The 17,823-nt window shown below is 60.0% G+C and carries 15 protein-coding genes; 7 read left to right on the forward strand and 8 right to left on the reverse strand.

Annotated features, from left to right (window positions below):
• Entirely contained in the window at nucleotides 1-936 is a 936-nt protein-coding gene (locus GGR30_RS18675) for a carbohydrate ABC transporter permease (protein ID WP_132309149.1), read from the reverse strand.
• An 86-nt stretch (nucleotides 937-1,022) separates the two neighbouring features.
• Nucleotides 1,023-2,297 (reverse strand): ABC transporter substrate-binding protein, encoded by a 1,275-nt coding sequence (locus GGR30_RS18680; RefSeq protein ID WP_183489541.1) that lies wholly within the window; start codon nucleotides 2,295-2,297, stop codon nucleotides 1,023-1,025.
• 286 nt (nucleotides 2,298-2,583) lie between these two features.
• Between GGR30_RS18680 and GGR30_RS18685 the strand changes: the two genes are divergently transcribed.
• The gene (locus tag GGR30_RS18685) at nucleotides 2,584-3,597 is read left to right on the forward strand and encodes a substrate-binding domain-containing protein (RefSeq protein ID WP_183489544.1); all 1,014 of its coding nucleotides are present in this window, start codon (nucleotides 2,584-2,586) and stop codon (nucleotides 3,595-3,597) included.
• Between the two features lie 361 nt (nucleotides 3,598-3,958).
• Here the strand turns inward: GGR30_RS18685 and GGR30_RS18690 are convergent, their stop codons facing one another.
• The 5 genes from GGR30_RS18690 to GGR30_RS18710 are packed head-to-tail and all read right to left on the reverse strand — an operon-like array spanning nucleotide 3,959 to nucleotide 9,651.
• Nucleotides 3,959-5,092 (reverse strand): ABC transporter ATP-binding protein, encoded by a 1,134-nt coding sequence (locus tag GGR30_RS18690; protein ID WP_183489547.1) that lies wholly within the window; start codon nucleotides 5,090-5,092, stop codon nucleotides 3,959-3,961.
• Between the two features lie 29 nt (nucleotides 5,093-5,121).
• Nucleotides 5,122-6,549, reverse strand: a complete 1,428-nt coding sequence (locus tag GGR30_RS18695; protein ID WP_183489550.1) for a sulfatase family protein — start codon at nucleotides 6,547-6,549, stop codon at nucleotides 5,122-5,124.
• Between the two features lie 10 nt (nucleotides 6,550-6,559).
• Entirely contained in the window at nucleotides 6,560-7,399 is an 840-nt protein-coding gene (locus GGR30_RS18700; RefSeq protein ID WP_183489553.1) for a carbohydrate ABC transporter permease, read from the reverse strand.
• A complete protein-coding gene (locus GGR30_RS18705; protein ID WP_246414030.1) occupies nucleotides 7,392-8,252 on the reverse strand; it encodes a carbohydrate ABC transporter permease in 861 nt (286 codons plus the stop codon). The genes GGR30_RS18700 and GGR30_RS18705 overlap by 8 nt, the downstream gene beginning before the upstream one ends.
• Before the next feature lie 49 nt (nucleotides 8,253-8,301).
• Nucleotides 8,302-9,651 (reverse strand): extracellular solute-binding protein, encoded by a 1,350-nt coding sequence (locus tag GGR30_RS18710; protein ID WP_183489558.1) that lies wholly within the window; start codon nucleotides 9,649-9,651, stop codon nucleotides 8,302-8,304.
• A 218-nt stretch (nucleotides 9,652-9,869) separates the two neighbouring features.
• Between GGR30_RS18710 and GGR30_RS18715 the strand changes: the two genes are divergently transcribed.
• The 5 genes from GGR30_RS18715 to GGR30_RS18735 are packed head-to-tail and all read left to right on the forward strand — an operon-like array spanning nucleotide 9,870 to nucleotide 15,843.
• Nucleotides 9,870-10,835 carry an ROK family protein gene (locus GGR30_RS18715; RefSeq protein ID WP_183489561.1) on the forward strand — a complete coding sequence of 322 codons (966 nt, stop codon included), beginning with the start codon at nucleotides 9,870-9,872 and terminating at the stop codon, nucleotides 10,833-10,835.
• Nucleotides 10,832-11,410: a D-sedoheptulose-7-phosphate isomerase gene (locus GGR30_RS18720; RefSeq protein ID WP_183489564.1), complete on the forward strand. Its 579-nt coding sequence runs from the start codon at nucleotides 10,832-10,834 to the stop codon at nucleotides 11,408-11,410. The genes GGR30_RS18715 and GGR30_RS18720 overlap by 4 nt, the downstream gene beginning before the upstream one ends.
• Entirely contained in the window at nucleotides 11,403-13,901 is a 2,499-nt protein-coding gene (locus GGR30_RS18725) for an alpha-mannosidase (RefSeq protein WP_183489567.1), read from the forward strand. Before GGR30_RS18720 ends, GGR30_RS18725 begins: the two co-directional genes overlap by 8 nt.
• Before the next feature lie 2 nt (nucleotides 13,902-13,903).
• Nucleotides 13,904-14,791, forward strand: a complete 888-nt coding sequence (locus GGR30_RS18730) for a dihydrodipicolinate synthase family protein (RefSeq protein ID WP_183489570.1) — start codon at nucleotides 13,904-13,906, stop codon at nucleotides 14,789-14,791.
• Between the two features lie 29 nt (nucleotides 14,792-14,820).
• On the forward strand, nucleotides 14,821-15,843 hold the full coding sequence (locus tag GGR30_RS18735) for a LacI family DNA-binding transcriptional regulator (RefSeq protein WP_183489573.1): 1,023 nt from the start codon (nucleotides 14,821-14,823) through the stop codon (nucleotides 15,841-15,843).
• 84 nt (nucleotides 15,844-15,927) lie between these two features.
• Here GGR30_RS18735 and GGR30_RS18740 read toward each other — a convergent pair whose 3' ends face one another.
• Complete coding sequence (locus tag GGR30_RS18740; RefSeq protein WP_045680305.1) at nucleotides 15,928-16,722, reverse strand: IclR family transcriptional regulator; 795 nt, start codon at nucleotides 16,720-16,722, stop codon at nucleotides 15,928-15,930.
• 424 nt (nucleotides 16,723-17,146) lie between these two features.
• Between GGR30_RS18740 and GGR30_RS18745 the strand changes: the two genes are divergently transcribed.
• Nucleotides 17,147-17,823, forward strand: a 677-nt coding sequence (locus GGR30_RS18745) for a tripartite tricarboxylate transporter substrate-binding protein (RefSeq protein ID WP_183489576.1), incomplete at its 3' end; no start/stop codon positions are given.

Consider the following 17,823-nt stretch of genomic DNA (forward strand, 5'->3'; position numbering starts at 1 on the left):
TCAGGCTCCTTTCCCGATATTGATCCGTCCGATACGGATGTAAGCGATGGTAATCAGCGCAACGACGAGAAACAGCAGTGTCGATGCGGCCGAGCCGTAGGCGAACTTGTCGAAAGCGAACAGGTTCTGCTGGGCAAACACCGACATGGTTTGCGTCTGCTCGTTGTTCGGCGTGAGGATGTAGATCAGATCGAAAATACGAAGCGCATCGAGCAGACGGAAAATGACGGCGACCATCAATGCGGGCCGGACCAGCGGCAGCGTAATGCGCCAGAAAACCTTGAGCGGCGAAACGCCATCAATATAGGCGGCTTCATAAATGTCGCCCGGAATCATCTGCAATCCGGCCAGAACAAGCAGAGCCATGAAAGGCGTTGTTTTCCAGATATCAACGATCAGCACCGCAATCATGGCCGTGTCGGGAGAGGCCGTCCAGGCGATGGGCGTCGATATAAGGTGAAGGTTGAGCAGTACATCATTGATGATGCCGAACTGGTCGTTCAGCATCCAGCCCCACATCTTGGCTGAAACCACCGTGGGGATTGCCCAGGGGATAAGCACCGCCGCACGCACCACGCCCCGCCCGGCGAATTTGCGGTTCAGGACAAGCGCGATAACAGTCCCGAAAACGGTTTCGAATGCGACGGACACGAAAGCAAAGCGCAGCGTGTTCCAGACCGCTTGCCACCACGCAGCATCGGCCAACAATCCGAAGGTGAGCGTTCGTCCGTTGGGCAGCGTTATGGATGAAAGATAGTTTGAAAAACCGACAAACTCTGCGGCAGCGAGGTTGCTGAGCGAAGCGTCCGTAAAACTGTAGTAGATGGTCAGGAGAAGGGGCCACCCTGCCACGAATGCCAGGATGATCAACATCGGGGTCACAAAAAGTATCGCCCAGCGTCTTCGGCTGGCTGAGAGCTGCAGCTTCTGATTCATGGCACGCCGCCAATCCCGTCTGATTTTTTCAATGTATATGGAGAAGGAGGGCGCGGCGGCGGCTTGACCGCCGCGCTGATGGCCGATTACCAGCCGTTGCCGCGAAGCTGATAGAGCTTCAGTTCAAGCTCTTCCAGATTGTCCTGAGCAGAACCATTGCCTGAAAGCGTATTGTAGGCGGCAGTCCAGAACAGCGACGAAACTTCGTTGTATTTCGACTTTGTCACGTTCGATGGTCTGGAAACGGCGGTCTCAAGCGAATCTTCCCAACGCAAAGCGAAGGGTTGCTTGGCCTGCACTTCCGGGTCCTCATACAATGCGACGGCGGTCGGCGCGTTCGAGTTATACATCACGCGATATTTCTGCGCTTCGGGCGAAGTCAGGTATTTCACCAGTTCAACCGCCGCGTCCGGGTGCTCCGAATATTTGGAAACCGCGAGGTTGAAGCCGCCAAGGGTCGCGGCGGACTCGCCGTTTTCGCCGGCGGGAAGCGGCGCAACATCAAATTTGCCCTTAATGGCCGAATCGTCCTGCTCACCCAGAGCGTAGGCATATGGCCAGTTGCGCATGAAGACAGCATTTCCAAGTTGCCAGATGCCGCGCGTATCCTCCTCCTTGTAGGAAAGAGTTCCTGGCGGAGAGATAGTGCCGATCCATGATTTCGCGCGCTCGAGCGCTGCTGCGGCATTTGGGTTGTTGACGCTGATTTCCCCATCAGCCTCGACGATATTGCCGCCGCCGCTGGAGACAAGCCATTCCAGCCCGTCGCATGTCAGTCCTTCATAGGGCGCCCCCTGAAACAGAAAGCCCCACATGCTGGCGTTGCCGTCCGCTCTTTCAGCGTCCATGATTTCCCGAGCAGTCGTGGTCATTTCATCCCAGGTCTTTGGGACATCCTTGCCGTATTTCTCTAGCAGGTCCGTCCTGTAATAAAGTCCGGGGATAGTTGCATACCAGGGCAAGGCGACGAGCTTGCCATCGACGGTCTGGGAGCGGATGATCGACGGGAAATACTCATCGATGACATCTTCGGTATAGGGCGTCAGATCAATGAACTGATCGGCAAGTTGCGGCGCCCAAACCACATCGGTGCGATAGACGTCGATGTCGGGGTTCCCAGCCGCAAGCCAAAGCCGGTACTGAGAGAATTGATCGCTTGAGGAGGGCGGCAGAGAAACCACCTTGACCGTATGTCCGGTCTTGTCCTCGAAAGATTTCAATTGCTCCTGAAGAAGCCCGAGATCGTTCCCGACAAGCCCGGTCACAATCGATATTTCATCGGCACGGGCTGCGGTCGAGGCGAGCAGCGACAAGGCGAGTGCCGCACCGCTTATGGTGCAACCGGCCAATAGAGATTTCATGGTTTTCGTCCTCCCAAGGTTCTAGATCCTGATTCCTCAAACACGGGAGATTGCAGCGACGGCGAAGCCCGACTGCAGCCTACAGGACCCAAATTGACTATCCAATTCGTATTGGACGAGTCGTAACCTAATCCCTATTCATCAGTTGTCAAACACATTTTTTTGACGTTTTAATTGGAAATATGACCCTTTTTGCTATATGTTTGATATAATTATGTTTCCAAATCGAATTGGAATTTAACCAGCTCGCCATTTTCGCGAGCCTCTACACCAAGTGCCTTTTGACATGAACCAGAAAGAACTCGCGACATTTCTCAATCTCTCCCAGACCACTGTTAGCCGCGCGCTTGCCGGCTATGCCGACGTGAGCGAAGAAACGAAGCGGCTCGTTCTTAAGACGGCCCTGGAACATGGTTATCGCCCGAATTCGTCAGCACGCCGGCTTGTCACCGGAAAGGCGGGCTCTATCGGCGTGGTCTTTCCGATGGAGAGAAATTTGATCGTCGATCCGCACTTTCTCGAGGTGCTCGCGGGATTGAGCGAAGCGCTGGGTGAAGTGGGAACCGACATTCTGCTGACGCCCACAATTGCGGCTCGCGAAATCGACACCTATGACCGTTTGGCTCGTGAAGGCGCCGTCGACGGCATCATCATCGTCGGCACAAAGGTCGAAGACGAGCGGGTCGAACACCTTGCCAAGCTTGACTTCCCGTTTGTCACGCATGGCCGGACGAAGCGCGGAAGCGAGCACGCTTATCTTGATATAGACAATGAAGGCGGATTTCGGCGGGCAACAGAACTTCTGCTTGACCTTGGCCACGAAAAGATCGGGCTGATCAACGGACAGCCCGACCGAAATTATGCAGATGACCGGCTTGTTGGCTACCGGAAGGCCTTGGAGGGCCGCCATCTGAATTTCGAGCCATCTCTTGTGGTTGCTGCGCCGATGACGGTGGAAAAAGGATATCAGGCTGCGCGTGCGTTTTTGTCCCAAACCGTGAAACCCACGGCAATTGTCTGTGGCTCAACCGTTGTTGCCATAGGGGTCATGCAGGCTTTGCGGGAGAACGGGCTCGATATCGGAAAAGATATCTCGATCGTTGCACATGATGATGGCCTATCCACCGTTCGCGCGGATCTGTCGAGCCTTCCGCTGACGACGACATTCTCTCCCGTTCAAGCCGCCGGCAAGCGCATCGCCCAAATGCTGCTTGACCGCATTGGAGGTGAGGCCGTGACGGCACTTCAGGAAATATGGCCCGTCGACCTGATTGTCAGAACATCCACCGGCAAGGTTTGACGACCTGCGATCACCACTATCCCCGCAAGCCCTTCACCCAGAAATCCGTATCATCAGGACGCCAGAGCATAAAATGAGTGCTTAGTCGCCTCCGAGCGGGTTTCCCACTTATACACGATGGAGGCGAACAGCTTCTTTTCATGGGCCACCCGCGCATGATCCGCGAGTCATACCGAAGCCGCGTGACATGTTCGACCCTTGTCGGCATGTCGATGACTGCGCATAAGCACTCGACAGCAGTAAGCGTTGGTCCCTTGCGGTTTCCACTTCGCCATCGCACCGCTTTTCCAACGCTTTGAAAAGATCGTACCGCGCTGTAAGAGAGACCTCCCGTCAGCCAAACGCAATAGAGGCTTCGCGTTCAAGCTGACCGAAATCCATCCACGCCGCCCAGCACTTTCGGACGGTTGTTCCTGGAAAACGCCGTACCTCTATCATCAAAGAGATGCAAAGCGTCCGGCTGAAAGGTAACAGGGTATGCGCCCCCGCGGCTCCAGAACGTATCACCGCTTGCTTTCACCATCAGCGACTGCCCCCCTGCCCCCTGCAACTGCAGCATGGCATGATCGCCAATATTCTCGGCAACCTCGATAGCGCAGGCGAAACCACCAGCATCGCCAGCGGGGTCGATATGTTCCGGGCGGATGCCGATCGTCACCGTGTCGCCACTGCGCGTATCAGAAGCAGGGCGAACCGGCACGGAAACCCGGGCAAATCCGGGAACCTCCACAATAATCGCGTCGGCTTCCACGGCGGCGATGGTCCCTTCGAGAAAGTTCATCTTCGGCGAACCTATGAAGCCCGCAACGAACAGGTTTTGTGGCAAGTGATAGAGCTCCAGCGGGGTGCCCACCTGCTGCACATCGCCATGGTCAAGCACCACGATCCGGTCGGCAAGCGTCATCGCCTCGATCTGGTCGTGGGTCACATAGGCCATGGTGGTGCCAAGGTCGTCATGCAGTTTCGATAGCTCGAGTCGCATGTGGACGCGCAGCGCCGCGTCAAGGTTCGACAGCGGTTCGTCGAAGAGAAACACCTGCGGGTCGCGGACGATCGCCCGGCCAATGGCGACGCGCTGGCGCTGGCCGCCCGAAAGCTGGCTGGGACGCCGCTCCAGCAGATGCTCGATGTGCAGAATGCCGGCTGCCGCGCGCACCTTGCGGTCGATCTCGTCCTTCGGGCGCTTGGCGAGCTTCAGGCCGAAAGACATGTTTTCGTAGACGGTCTTGTGCGGATAGAGCGCGTAGGACTGGAAGACCATGGCAATGCCGCGCGCCTTGGCGGGAATATCATTGCAGCGCTTCTCCCCGATCATCAGATCGCCGCCGCTGACCTCCTCCAGGCCCGCGATCATGCGCAGCAGCGTGGATTTGCCGCAGCCCGACGGGCCGACAAAAACGATGAACTCGCCATCGCGCACCTCGAGATCAATGCCCTTGATGACTTCCAGCGCACCGTAGGACTTGCTCAGATTTTTTAGGGTAAAGCCGGCCATTGGTTTCCTCCTCGGCTGTTTCGCGTCTTTCAGGGCCGCGCGTCGAAGACAACGCCATTGCCGGTGATGAACTGGTTTGAATAGGGGTAGAAATGCTTCTCGAAAGGCATGCGCGGAGTGGCGGCATAGCGCGCGGCAAAGCCCTCCGGCCTGAAAAAGGCCTCGGTCGCCGCCCGCAGATCCGCCTTCAGCGCCGCCTCTCCCGGCGCCCGGGAGAGATCGTTCCACTCGTCGGGATCATCGGCGAGGTTGTAGAGCTCCTCGGCGCCATCCAGGTAGAGGCAGTATTTCCAGTCGCCGCGGCGCAGCATGCAACCGGCATATTCCGGCTGCTTCAACACGGCACTTTCGCAGAAGAGGTCACGGTCCGGCGCCTCACCTCCGGTAATGACCGGCGCGAGGTCACATCCTTCCAAACCGTCGGGCGGAGTAATTCCCGCTGCAGCGCAAAGGGTCGGGTAAAGGTCGATCAGTCCGGCAAGCGCATTCGTCCGGCACCCGGCCTCTGCCACGCCGGGCCAGCGGATGATCAGCGGAACACGCGCGGAATCCTCATAGAAGACGGTCTTCTGCCAGAGCCCCCGCCGCGCCGCCATCTCACCGTGATCGGAGGCGTAGATGACGATCGTATCCTCGAAGAGACCGAGATAGTCGATCACATCCAGAAGCCGGCCGACGGCATCGTCGACCCATTCGACACAGCCGTAATAGGAAGCCAGCGCCCGGGCATTCACCGCGTCATCGCCCCGGTGATGCGCCGTGCCGCTTGCCGCTGCCGCTTTCTGCACAAAGGCGGGCGCATGGGAAAGCCAGTCGGGGTCATAGTCCTGCAGTTCCACCCTGCCCGCGAAGCGCTCGAAGAAGCGGCGCGGCGGGTTGATGGGAAAATGCGGTTTGTCGAAATGGACGGCCAGAAAGAACGGCGCATCTCCCGGTCGGCCCGCATGGCCCTGCAGCCATTTGGCCGCCTCGCTGACGCAGATTTCCGTCTGCGTCATGGCAAGGGGAATGCCTGAAGGGCCGGCATCGCCCAGGATATCGCCAAGACCGGATTCGTTGGCGTGGCGCGCGGGATCCGGCTGGTGGGCCTGGCCGTAGAGATCGCCGTAGGGGCGTTCCTGAAAGCCCTGGAACTGCTCGCCGTTGAAATGCGTCTTGCCCACAAGCGCGGTGCGGTATCCGGCGTCGCCGAGCGCGCGCGCCAGCGTTGGGCCGTTGGCGGGGAGTATGTGGCGATTGTCGTAAATGCCGGTGGTGCGGCAGTATTTTCCGGTCAGAAGGCTCGCCCGGCTGGGCACGCAGAGCGGGTTCTGGCAATAGGCATTGTCGAAACCCATGCCGCCCGCAGCCAGGCGGTCGAGCGACGGTGTTTCCACCGGCGTGTCCGCACAATCACCCATCGCACGCACGCTGTGCTGGTCGGAAAACAGGAACAGAATATTAGGCTTCTTTTTCATGATCTCTTCCTCAGGCCTTGACCGCGCCGCCGAGCCGGAGTCCCCCCTTTTGCAGCGGCTTCTGGATCAGGAAATAGACGAGCAGCGTGGGCGCCGTGTAAAGCAGCGCGAAGGCGGCAAGCTGACCATACATGGCCTCGCCATATTCTCCGAAGAAGCTGTAGAGCGAGACGGCCATCGGATAATTGTCGCGGCTTTGCAGCAGGATGAAGGGTACGAAGAAATTGCCCCAGTTCTCGATGAAGGAGAGGATGAAGATGGTCGCGATCCCCGGCGCCAGGAGCGGCACGACGATATAGGCAACGCCTTCCATGCGGGATGCCCCTTCCGTCCACGCCGCCTCTTCCAGATCGGTCGGAATGGCATCCATGAAGCCCTTCATCAGCCAGACCGCAAAGGGAAGTTCCGCCGCCGTGCGGAAGACGATGACGCCCGCAAGCGTATCAACGAGGCCGATATGGACGAACATCACATAGATCGGCACCATGATGGCGGTGATCGGCAGCGCGCTGGCAAAGACGATGGTGTAGATATACTGCTTTCCGTAGCGCAGCCTGTAGCGCGACAATGGATAGCCGGCAAAGAGCGCGAGGATGACCACCAGGCAGGACGTCCCGGCCGAAATGATGACGCTGTTCATGAAGGGGCGGATCGCGACATCCTCCGTCAGGATCGCCCCGAAATTCGTCAGGCTCCAGCGGGCCGGCAGTTGGATGGCAAGCGTCGCTTCCGCATCAAAGGCGGCAAGCACCATCCACACCATCGGCACGACGAAGGCGATGGCAACGAAGGTTAGCGCGATATCGGCGGCCAGCCGGTCGCGGCTCCTGGCCTTGGCAAGATTAGCCATTGCGCGCTTCTCCCACTTTGAACAGACGGACATAGATGAGGGAGGCGATGACGCCGAAGCCAAGCAGCAGGACGGCGATTGACGAGCCGTAGCCGATAAGGCCGAAATCATAGGCCTGATTGTACATCAGGAGCGGCAGCGTTTCCGAGCGCGTGCCGGGCCCGCCCGCCGTGGTGATCCAGATGATACCGAACACACCGAGCGTGTTGAGCGTGGTCAGCACCACATTGATGGCGATCACCGGGCGGATGATCGGCAGGATGACGCCGAAGATCGATTGCATGCGCCCTGCCCCGTCGATCTCGGCGGCTTCAAGCACTTCGCTTGAGACATCCTGAAGAGCTGCGGAATAGACGAGCATGGAGAAGGCACAGCCGCGCCAGATGTTGATGACGATCACCGCGGCAAGCGGCGCCGTCAGAAGCCATTGCTGATGGGCAAAGCCGAAAATATCGAAAATCTGGTTCATGCCGGATTCGTCGCCGCGCAGGAAGGTGTACCAGAGAAAGCCCGCAACGACTTCCGGCACCACCCAGGCGGTGATGACGATGACCGAGGCCAAACTCTGGATGGCAGGCGTCGCCATCTGCCGCACATAGGCAATGCAAAAGCCGACAATGTTCTGCCCGGCAACGGAGAGGCCGACGAACACCGCCGTCCGTCCGAGCGCCGCCCATGTGCGCGGATCGGTAAAGAGATAGTAGTAGTTCTCAAAGCCGATGAAGGCCGGATTGCGAGCTGCGTAGCCCGACAATCCGAGATCGGTCATGGATGTGTAGATGGCCCAGATGATCGGCACCAGAAAGAAGGCGACGATCATCAGGGTGGCCGGGGCAAGCGGCACAATGCGCATCAGCACTGCTGCCGGCCCTTGGCCCGTTCCGCTTGCCCCTTGCGCCATGTCAGTTCGCTTTTTCGACGTTCGATGAGCCGGCAAGACGGGTGAGCTGGCGGTCGAAGCGGCCGGCGGCGTCTTCGACGCTGTCTCCGCCGACCGTTACGGCCTCCATCGTCTCCTGGATGAGGGAGGAGACCTGCGGATAGATTTCCAGCGCCGGGCGGAAATTGGTCACCTCAACCAGTGAGGAGAAGAAACCGGCGGTCGGATTGGTCTCGAGATAGGTCTCGTCCGCGATGACGTCCTTGCGCACGCCGATCGATCCGGCGCGAATGGCATAGGTCAGGCTGTTTTCGAAATTGGCGACCGTGGTCATGAAATCAAAGGCGAGATCCTTGTCCTCGGCCTTCGGGCTCATGGCGATGGTCCAGCCGCCGGACATGGAGGTGAAGCCGTTGCCCTGGCCATTCTGCGTCGGGATCTGGGCCATGCCGAGCGTCTCGTTCCACGCCGCCCAAGGCGCGGTGCCGCCCTCGATCCAGCGCGCCCAGATCCAGTTGCCGTCGATGAACATGGCAACCTTGCCCTCGGGCACGCGCTGTTCGACCAGAACGTTCTGGAAGCTCGAATCCTGAAGATCGGTATCGGAGACGAGATAGCCGTTGTCATAGGCGGTTTTCAGGAAGGCCAGCGCATCGCGGAAGCCCTTGGATCCGACGATCCATTTCTGCGTTTCCGGATCGAAAAGCGTTGCCGAGAGCCCGCCCGGCGTGCCGGAGATCAGGTTCATGAGACCCCGCATCGTGCTTGCCTCGTTGCCGGCCTTCGTCACATAGATATTGATCGGATCGACGCCGGGGAGGTTTTCCTTCACCTTGGCCGCGGCATCGAGAATGTCCTGCCAGGTCTTCGGCTGCCAGTCAGCCCCCACTCCGGACTTTTCGAGAAGGTCCTTGTTGTACCAGATGGCCTGGGTATCGGTGCCGAGCGGAATGCCGTAAACCTTGCCGTCGACGAAAGACTTGCCGTTCTGGACCGCAATCTGGGAGAACTGATCCCACTCGTCCCAGCCGGAGAGCCGCTCGTCCAGCGGCTCGAGATAGCCCGCGGCGGCATCCGCGGTGATCTGGAAACCATCCTCATAGATAATGTCAGGCGCCGTCGATGCCGACTGGTTCATCAGCGAAACCTTGGTGTAGTAGTCGCGCGCCGACGAACTGATCGCGTTGAGCTCGATCGTGTCGCCGGGGTGTTCGGCTTCGAATTCGGCCTTGGCCGCCTCCATGACCGCCGACACATAGGGCGATTCGCGATAGACAACGGACAATTCCTCCGCCTGCGCCAGGGCAGGTAGACCACAGGCAAAGCCAGCGGCCAGCAGCGTTGACAGCTTCAATTGAGCACGCAAATTCATGTTGTTTCCTCCCTAAAAGACCTGCAAACGATATCACATATTTTTCTCTGGTCAACAAAGCCTCACACCGAATTTCACGCTCTATCCGCTAGTTCTGCCTTAAAACTAGCCATCTACGGGACTTCTCCTTGAGGTATTGACTAAATTTGAGGCGCATGCCAATGATGTGGACATGCAATCGTTACCAGATAAGTGATATGGCAGAACAAAGAGACACTATGACGCCCGTCGTCCTGGCGGTGGATATCGGGGCCACCAAGATCGCCGTCGGCCTCGTGCATGCCGATGGCGCGATCGCCTTTCAGTCTCGCGAGCGCTCGCCCGTCAGGGCGGAGCCGAGCCTGGCGCTGATCGAGCGGCTCGGCAGGGCAGCCGAGGTCCACGCCAGAAAGAACGGGCTCACCATAGAGGGAACGGGCATTGCCTGCGGCGGTCCGCTCGACCTCGAAAAAGGCCTGGTCCTGTCTCCGCCCAACCTGCCGGACTGGGATCGCATACCGCTGACAACGCAGATGGAAACCAGCTTCGGCGCGAAGGCCTATCTGCAGAATGACGCGGCAGCGGGCGCAATCGCCACGGCGCTCTGGGACAATCCCGACGCGGTGAGGGACGTGACCTATATCACCGTCTCTTCGGGGATTGGCTGCGGCGTCATCACCGATGGCTTTCTTTATACCGGCCATACCGGCAACGGGTCGGAGCTCGGCCACATCCCGCTGATTTACGATGGCCGCGCCTGTAACTGCGGCCTGAAGGGATGTTTTGAAGCCTATGCCTCGGGAACAGCGATCGGCAAGCGCTACACCGAGGCCAAGGCCACGTGCATGGCGACGCCGCGGTCCTATTCCGCGCGCGACGTCGCCGATGCGGCGCTTGCTGGCGACGAGGAGGCCCTTGCCTTCTGGCACAGTTCGATGGGCATGCTTGCCCGCGCGGTGCGCGCGGCCGCCGATCTGTTCGATCCCGCCCTGCTGGTGATCGGCGGCGGCGTGACCGAGGCCGATGGAGAGCTCTTCGCGCCCGCGATGGCGCTCGTCGGCAGCAGCATGGCCGCCAGCGTCGGTCAACGCCTGACGGTGCGCAAGACGGGCTTCGGTCGCAATTCGGGCGTCGCTTCTGCGGCCTCCGTCGCATGGAACGAAATCGGCAGCGCCACGGGCTTCAAGGTGAGGATCAGAGAATGACGGCAAGCCTGGAAGAAGAGATGGCGGCCCATTTTGCCATGAACGCGGAAATGCGGGCTCGCCTTCCCGATATCATCGCCATCGCGGACGCGATCTGGCAGAGCGTCTGTGCGGGCGGTTGCGTCTATGTGTTCGGCAATGGCGGTTCGGCCGCGGAAGCGTTGCATTTCAGTGGCGAGCTGATCGGCCGCTATAAATCCAACCGGCGCCCCCTGCCCGCGACCTGCCTCTCCGCCGATGTTTCGGCGCTCACCTGCATTGGCAACGACTTTTCCTTCAATGCCGTTTTTGCCCGTCAGGTCACGGCCCTTGCCGGACCGCGGGATATCGTCATTGCCTTTTCCACAAGCGGACAGTCGGAGAATATCCGCTCGGGAATTGCCGCCGCCTGGGCAAAAGGCGCCAAAACCGTTCTCTTCACCGGCCAGAACGGCGCCGAAATCGCAAAGGATTGCAGCCTCGCCTTCATTTCACCCCATACGATGACCGCCCGCATTCAGGAAATGCACCAGCTTGCCATGCACCTGATCTGCGCCCGTCTGGAAACACTCGTCGCGGAGAGCGAAAATGTCTGAGCAGAAATCGCGTTTTGCCACCATTCACATGGTCGGCCATGCCCATCTCGATCCCGTCTGGCTGTGGCGCTGGACGGAAGGCTATCAGGAGGCCCGCGCGACGCTTGCCGCAGCCGTCGCCCTTCTTGAGGAATTCGAGGATTACGTCTTCACCTTCGAGCAGGTCGCCGTCGTCGACTGGATTCGCGAGAGCGACCCGCAGCTTTTTTCTCGGCTTCGCGACCTCATCGTTTCCGGGCGCATCGCCATGGTTGGCGGCTGGTGGGTCGAGCCGGACTGCAATCTGCCGAACCTCGAATCCTTCGTGCGGCAGGGCCTGATTGGCCAGCGCTATCTGCTGGAGCATTTCGGCGGCATCGCCAATGTCGGCCTCAACGCCGATCCCTTCGGCCACTCCGCGGCCCTGCCGCAAGTGCTTGCCGGTCACCGGATCGCCTCCTACTGCTTCCTGCGCCCCGGCCCGCACGAAATCGACATGCCGCATACGCTGTTTGAATGGCAAGGGCTGGGCGGCGCCTCGGTTGCCGCATACCGGATCCCGCATGAATACTGCACGACGGCGGAAAACGTCGACCGACATATGGAATCCGCCGTCAGTAAGATCGGCGCGGCGCTCAAGGACGAGGCCATGGTCTTCTATGGCGTCGGCAATCATGGCGGCGGCCCGACCCGGCGAAACCTGAAGAGCATCGAGGCGCTTGATGCAGATAGCCGGTTCGGCAGATTGATCATGTCCGGCCCCGACCGCTATTTCGAGGCGCGCCGCAAGAACGGCAGGCCCATGCCGGTTCACGAGGGCGAGCTTCAGCGCCACGCCGCCGGGTGCTACGCGGCCTTTGCGAAGATCAAGCAGATGAATCTGAAGGCAGAAGCAGCCCTTCTGGAGGCGGAGCGCTATGCCACGCTTTCCGCTGCCACACAGGGGGTCCCGTACCCCTGCGAAAAGCTCGACGAGGCGTGGAAGACGCTGCTCTTCAACCAGTTCCATGACATCCTGCCAGGAAGCTCGATCCTTCCCGCCTGCGAAGACGCGGTCCATGCCCTTGGCGGCGTGATTGCGACGGCAGACAGGGTCACCAACCGCGCCCTGCAGATCGCCGCTCGCGACATCGCCATACCGGCAGACGAGGAAACGCAGCCGGTCATCGTCTTCAACCCGCATCCATTCGAAGCCGAGATCACCGCCGAGCTGGAACTTTCCTTCCTGCCGGGTAACTGGATCGTCAGCGCCGAGGATGGCGAGGAGACGCCCTGGCAGAAGATCAGGGCCGATGCGACGATCCGCGAGGAAGACATCTTCCGCGACCGCTATCGCGCCCGCATTGCCTTTCCCGCCAAGGTGCCGGCCTTCGGCCACAGGCTCTATCGCGTGCGTAGGACCGATACGCCGCAAGCCACACCGCAGGTCCAGGCACGCGCTCACGGCACCACCATCGAGAACGCGCATCTGCGGGTGACGATCAACCCGCAGACCGGCTGGCTTGACGAATTCGTCACTCTTGCCGACGGGCAGGATCTTGCCCCTGCCAAAGGCGCCATCCATACCGTCGTATCGGCCGATGGTTCCGACACCTGGGGCCACCGGGTGGAGACCTATGTGGGCCAGGGCCGCCAGTTCGAAGTCGAGAGCATCCACATCGAGGATGCCGGCCCCGTTCGCGCCGCCATCCGCGTCAATGCCCGCCTCGGACGCTCTCGCCTCAGCGAACTCTTTGTGCTCGACAGCGCCGCCCGCTCGCTCGAAATCCGCACCGAAATCGACTGGCATGAAGAACTGCACCTTCTGAAACTGCGCTATCCGACGGCGATATCGGCTAGTACGGCGCGCTACCAGATGCAGTATGGCTATGTGGAGCGGCCCGCAGACGAGCTCGAATATCCCGGCCAGCGCTGGGTCAGCGTCGCCGGTTCGGATGGCAAGCGGATCAGCGTGATCAACAACGCCAAATACGCCTATGACTGCGTCGACGGCGATATCGGCATCACCGCCGCGAGAAGCCCTGTCTTTGCCTGGCATGATCCCCGCGAGCTGCGTGACAACGAGCACTATCACTACCAGGATCAGGGCCTGCAGCGCTTCAGCGTGCGGCTCCTGCCCCAGACGGGTGACGATATGGCAGAGGCAAACCGGCTGGCCGAAATGATGGTCATGCCGCCCCGGGTGATGATGGAAAGCTTCCATCCTGGCGACATGCCCGCCGCGCGCGGACTAATTTCCGGCCTTGAGGAAGCGCCCGGCCTTCGGCTGACGGCGCTCAAACCCTGGGAAGACGATCCTGCGACAACCGTGATGCGTTTCGTCAATGACACGTCCGGCCCGATTGCGGCCCGGCTTGGGCTTGACTTTGCCGGCGGCCATCTGCTTTCGCTCGACCTCGAACCTTTCGAAATCCGTACGCTGGCCGTCACGCCTTCCGGCAAGATCGTCACCCTCGATCTTCTCGAGTTCGAGCCCGACCGCCAATTTCACCTCCTGTCCGAAGGTATCTGACCATGGCCCGCCAACCCGAGATCTGGCCGCCCCTTCTCACGCCGTTTCTGGAAAACGGGGAGATCGATTTTGATGCCATTCAGGGCCTCGTCGATTTCTATATCGAGCGAGGCGTTGCCGGCCTGCTGGTTACAGGGCTTTCTGCTGAACCGCTATCGATGAACGATACCGAGCGCGCCGAGATCGTCGCTGCTTCGGTCCGCGCCGTGGCGGGGCGTGTCCCCATCGCCGCTTCGGTGTTTTGCAAGGAAGGCGAAGCCTGGCCTGAGGCAATTGCGCGCCTAAGGGCAATCGGCGGCGTCGATTGCGCCGTGCTTTTGACCGGACACCTCGTCGAAGAGGGTGAAAGCGACGAGCGTTTTCTCCAATGTCTTGAGACGATCATCGCCGATAGCAGCGGCGATCTCGGTCTCTACGAGGCGCCCCGCCCCTATAAGCACCTGATCTCGGACAAGGCTCTTGCCTGTGCGGCTGAGAGCGGACGCTTCACCTTTTTGAAGGATACATGCTGCGATCTTGCGCGAATCAAGCGCCGGATCGACATTGTCGGCGGCAGCCGGCTGAAGCTTATGAACGCCGAGGTGGCAACATTTCGGGCCTCGTTCAAGGCCGGTGCGGACGGATTCTGCGGTCTCATGGCCAATGTCTTTCCGGACATGCTTGAGCGGGCGGCGACCGAGGAGACCGACGCGCTCTCACTGCTGCTGACCGCCGGGGATATGGCGCTGGAGCAGAGCTATCCCGGATCTGCCAAGGCACTGCTCAGCGAAAATTATGGGGTCGGCCTGACCAGTTTCTCACGCGTTTTGGGGCGGCTGACGACGCGCAGCGTCTGCACCGGTCTTTTCGCTCTTGATGAATACTTCAACAGATACCAGAAAACGCGCTAAAAGAGCATTTTTGATGAGGCACGTACTCCATGGCAGATAAGCGCGTCACGATCGGCGATATTGCGGAGGCGGTCGGTCTTTCGACATCGACCGTCTCGCGCGCACTCAGCGGCAAGGGCTATGTCGCGGCCGACGTCAAGGCGCGCGTCGTCGCAGCGGCGCAGAAGATCGGCTATGTGCCCGACCTCAATGCCCGCAATCTCAGGCAGGGCTCCAGCACACAGATCGGCCTCGTGGTCTCAAGCATTCTGGACCCCTTCTATGCCGAGCTTGCCACCGGTTTTCAGGAGGTCGCGCGGGCGGAAGGATACGAGGTCATCCTGATCATAGACCGCGCCGATCCGAAGGAGCAGAGGGCGGCAGTGAAGTCGCTGATCGCCATGGGTGTTTCGGCAATCGCGATCACGCCGGTCTCCGCAGAAGCGGTGGCAAGCGTGCGCGATTTCGGCCGACCGGTCCTGCAGGTCGACCGCTCCGTCAGCGACGACAACGCCCTTGTCGCAGGCGACAACCGAGCCGGCGGCAAGATGGCGACCGAACATCTGATCGGCTTCGGTCATGAACGGATCGCCCTCCTCATCGATCACGACCAGTGGACGACAGGACGGGCGCGCATCGAGGGCTGGCGCGAAGCCTTCACGGAGCGCGGACTTGCCGTGCCGGAAGACCTCATTTTCAAGCTCGGATCCTCCGACGCGGAAATCGCCTCCGGTCTTGACCGTTTTGTTGGGGCGCTGAAATCAAGGTCGATCACCGCGATCTTCTCGGCCAACAGCGTCGTCTCGCAACGCCTTTACGTGGCGCTTGGCAAGCACGGTGCGCGCGTTCCAGAAGATGTCTCGGTGGTAGCCTATGACGATGCGCTCTGGATGACGATGGTGACCCCGACCATCAGCGCCGTCAGCCAGCATGTCGAAGAAATGGGCCGCCATGCTGCGGAATTGCTCATCCGACAGATCGGCGCGGGTCGTAAAGGCCCTTGGCCCGTTCGCACGTTTGTTCAACCAAGCCTGATAGCGCGCTCAAGCGTGCTCGCTCTGCATAACGGGTGATGATCGAGCCCCAGGCTCTGACACGGCAAAGTCCGTGAGCGTAGATGTCGGAATTCCGCAGACGCCGAAGCACCGGCCGGCCGCTCAATCGTGCCAACCAAGGCGCTGGGAGATCACGCGCGCCTGATAGACGACGATCTTGGCCAGATCCGGGATTTCGTTTTCGGGAATCTGCCAGGCCGGGCCGTTGACGCTGATGCCGGCGAATACGCGGCCGTTCTGATCGTGGATCGGAGCGCCGAGACATCGCAGTCCTGGCTGATGCTCCTCATTGTCCACGGCATAGCCCTTCTCGCGAATTTCGGCCAGAGCCCTTCGCAGATCATCGGGATCGGTCATTGTCTGGTCGGTGTAGCGCGACAGGCCCGCCGCAATCACACGCTCGACGGCGTCTTCCGTCTGAAAAGCGAGGATCGCCTTGCCGATGCTCGTGCAATGCACCGGCGCGTTCTCGATCATGCCCGCTTTGGTATGGCTTTCGTTTCCGGTACCCACACGATGGATGACAACGGCCTGCATCCCGTCGAAAACAGCCAGATGAACGGTCTGGCCGGTCATGTGCTGAAGAGATTCCATCATCGGCCGGGCTTCCCGGCGCACATCGAGATTGGCGAGCACAATATCGCCGAACTCGAACAGCCGGAGTCCCAGGCGATAACTGTCGCGCTCCCTGTCCTGATCCAGAAACCCGACCTCCCGCATGGAAGCCACCAGCCTGTGCGTCGTGCTCTTGGGAAACCCAGTCCGCTGGCATATCGTCGCAAGCGATAATGCACGGTCGTTGACCGAAAAGCACTCCAGGATGCGCACCACCTTCGACAGCGACTTCAACCCCTCGTCGCCTCTGCTTTTCCCCCGTGCGGTCTGATCGTCTTTCATTATTACCCCCAAAAGCGTTCCGTGAACCTGCTTGCCATAATAAGGAATTCAATCCTGCTATACGGAACATCTAAATCGTTTCAGTCTCAAGATAGATTCTGAAACGAATTGATCAAGAGACACCATAACCGATCTTCACCGTGCCGTAAATCCCACTATTCGGAACGCTATTCTTTTTTTTGGGATTTAGGTTGACACACTCGGTCTCTGGTGAGAGCATTATTTCGCGGTACAGCGTTCCATTATGCGGTATTGCTACCGGGAGGTTTGATTTGACGTTCAACGCCATTGCGATGCGGCGGGGCCGTTTCTGAACACAAAGGGCATCGGCTTTCCTGCCCGCGTCAAACAAAGGGGGATTCTGGACCGCAGGGCCTTGTCGGCTCTTTTCGGAACCCAAAAGGAAGATTGGGAGGAGAATTCAATGAATATTCTGAAGACGCTTCTGGCGACGACCGTGATCGTCGTCGGTGGTTTTTCGGCAGCGTGCGCCGAATACCCGGAGCGGCCGATCACGCTGATCGTGCCCTGGGGCGCAGGCGGCGGAACGGATGCCACCGGACGAATCCTGGCAACGCTGATGGAAGAAGAGCTGGGTCAGCCGATCAATGTCGTCAACCGCACCGGCGGCGGCAGCGTCATCGGCCACAAGGCAATCGCCGACGCCGATCCCGATGGTTACACGCTAGGCATCATCACCACGGAACTGTCGATGTTCCATTGGCTCGGCACATCCGAGCTGACCTACAAGGATTTCACGCCGCTCGGCCTTTATAATGCCGACCCGTCCGCCGTGGTCGTCAGAACGGACGGCCCGTTCGACAGCATGGACGCGCTTACCGCCGCGATCGAGGAAAATGCCGCGGCGATCCGGGCCGGCGGCGCCAATCAGGGCGGCGTCAATCACCTGGCCTATGTCACGCTGGTGAACGAGCTTGACGGCAACAGGGCATTCTGGGTGCCGACCGAAGGCGCCGCTCCTGCCCTGCAATTGCTGGCATCCGGAGCGATCGATGTCGGCGTCGTCCAGCTTCCCGAGGCTCAGGGATTGATCGATGCCGGCGAACTTAAGGCGCTGTCGATCCTCGGCACCGAGCGCGA

The organism is Martelella radicis, from assembly GCF_014196625.1.
GTDB classification, from domain to species: domain Bacteria; phylum Pseudomonadota; class Alphaproteobacteria; order Rhizobiales; family Rhizobiaceae; genus Martelella; species Martelella radicis.

What these genes read in the sequence shown, in the direction of transcription:
- GGR30_RS18675 (WP_132309149.1), bottom strand. Translation starts at nt 936, where the DNA reads ATGAATCAGAAGCTGCAGCTCTCAGCCAGCCGAAGACGCTGGGCGATA.
- GGR30_RS18680 (WP_183489541.1), bottom strand. Translation starts at nt 2,297, where the DNA reads ATGAAATCTCTATTGGCCGGTTGCACCATAAGCGGTGCGGCACTCGCC.
- GGR30_RS18685 (WP_183489544.1), top strand. Translation starts at nt 2,584, where the DNA reads ATGAACCAGAAAGAACTCGCGACATTTCTCAATCTCTCCCAGACCACT.
- GGR30_RS18690 (WP_183489547.1), bottom strand. Translation starts at nt 5,092, where the DNA reads ATGGCCGGCTTTACCCTAAAAAATCTGAGCAAGTCCTACGGTGCGCTG.
- GGR30_RS18695 (WP_183489550.1), bottom strand. Translation starts at nt 6,549, where the DNA reads ATGAAAAAGAAGCCTAATATTCTGTTCCTGTTTTCCGACCAGCACAGC.
- GGR30_RS18700 (WP_183489553.1), bottom strand. Translation starts at nt 7,399, where the DNA reads ATGGCTAATCTTGCCAAGGCCAGGAGCCGCGACCGGCTGGCCGCCGAT.
- GGR30_RS18705 (WP_246414030.1), bottom strand. Translation starts at nt 8,252, where the DNA reads ATGCGCATTGTGCCGCTTGCCCCGGCCACCCTGATGATCGTCGCCTTC.
- GGR30_RS18710 (WP_183489558.1), bottom strand. Translation starts at nt 9,651, where the DNA reads ATGAATTTGCGTGCTCAATTGAAGCTGTCAACGCTGCTGGCCGCTGGC.
- GGR30_RS18715 (WP_183489561.1), top strand. Translation starts at nt 9,870, where the DNA reads ATGACGCCCGTCGTCCTGGCGGTGGATATCGGGGCCACCAAGATCGCC.
- GGR30_RS18720 (WP_183489564.1), top strand. Translation starts at nt 10,832, where the DNA reads ATGACGGCAAGCCTGGAAGAAGAGATGGCGGCCCATTTTGCCATGAAC.
- GGR30_RS18725 (WP_183489567.1), top strand. Translation starts at nt 11,403, where the DNA reads ATGTCTGAGCAGAAATCGCGTTTTGCCACCATTCACATGGTCGGCCAT.
- GGR30_RS18730 (WP_183489570.1), top strand. Translation starts at nt 13,904, where the DNA reads ATGGCCCGCCAACCCGAGATCTGGCCGCCCCTTCTCACGCCGTTTCTG.
- GGR30_RS18735 (WP_183489573.1), top strand. Translation starts at nt 14,821, where the DNA reads ATGGCAGATAAGCGCGTCACGATCGGCGATATTGCGGAGGCGGTCGGT.
- GGR30_RS18740 (WP_045680305.1), bottom strand. Translation starts at nt 16,722, where the DNA reads ATGAAAGACGATCAGACCGCACGGGGGAAAAGCAGAGGCGACGAGGGG.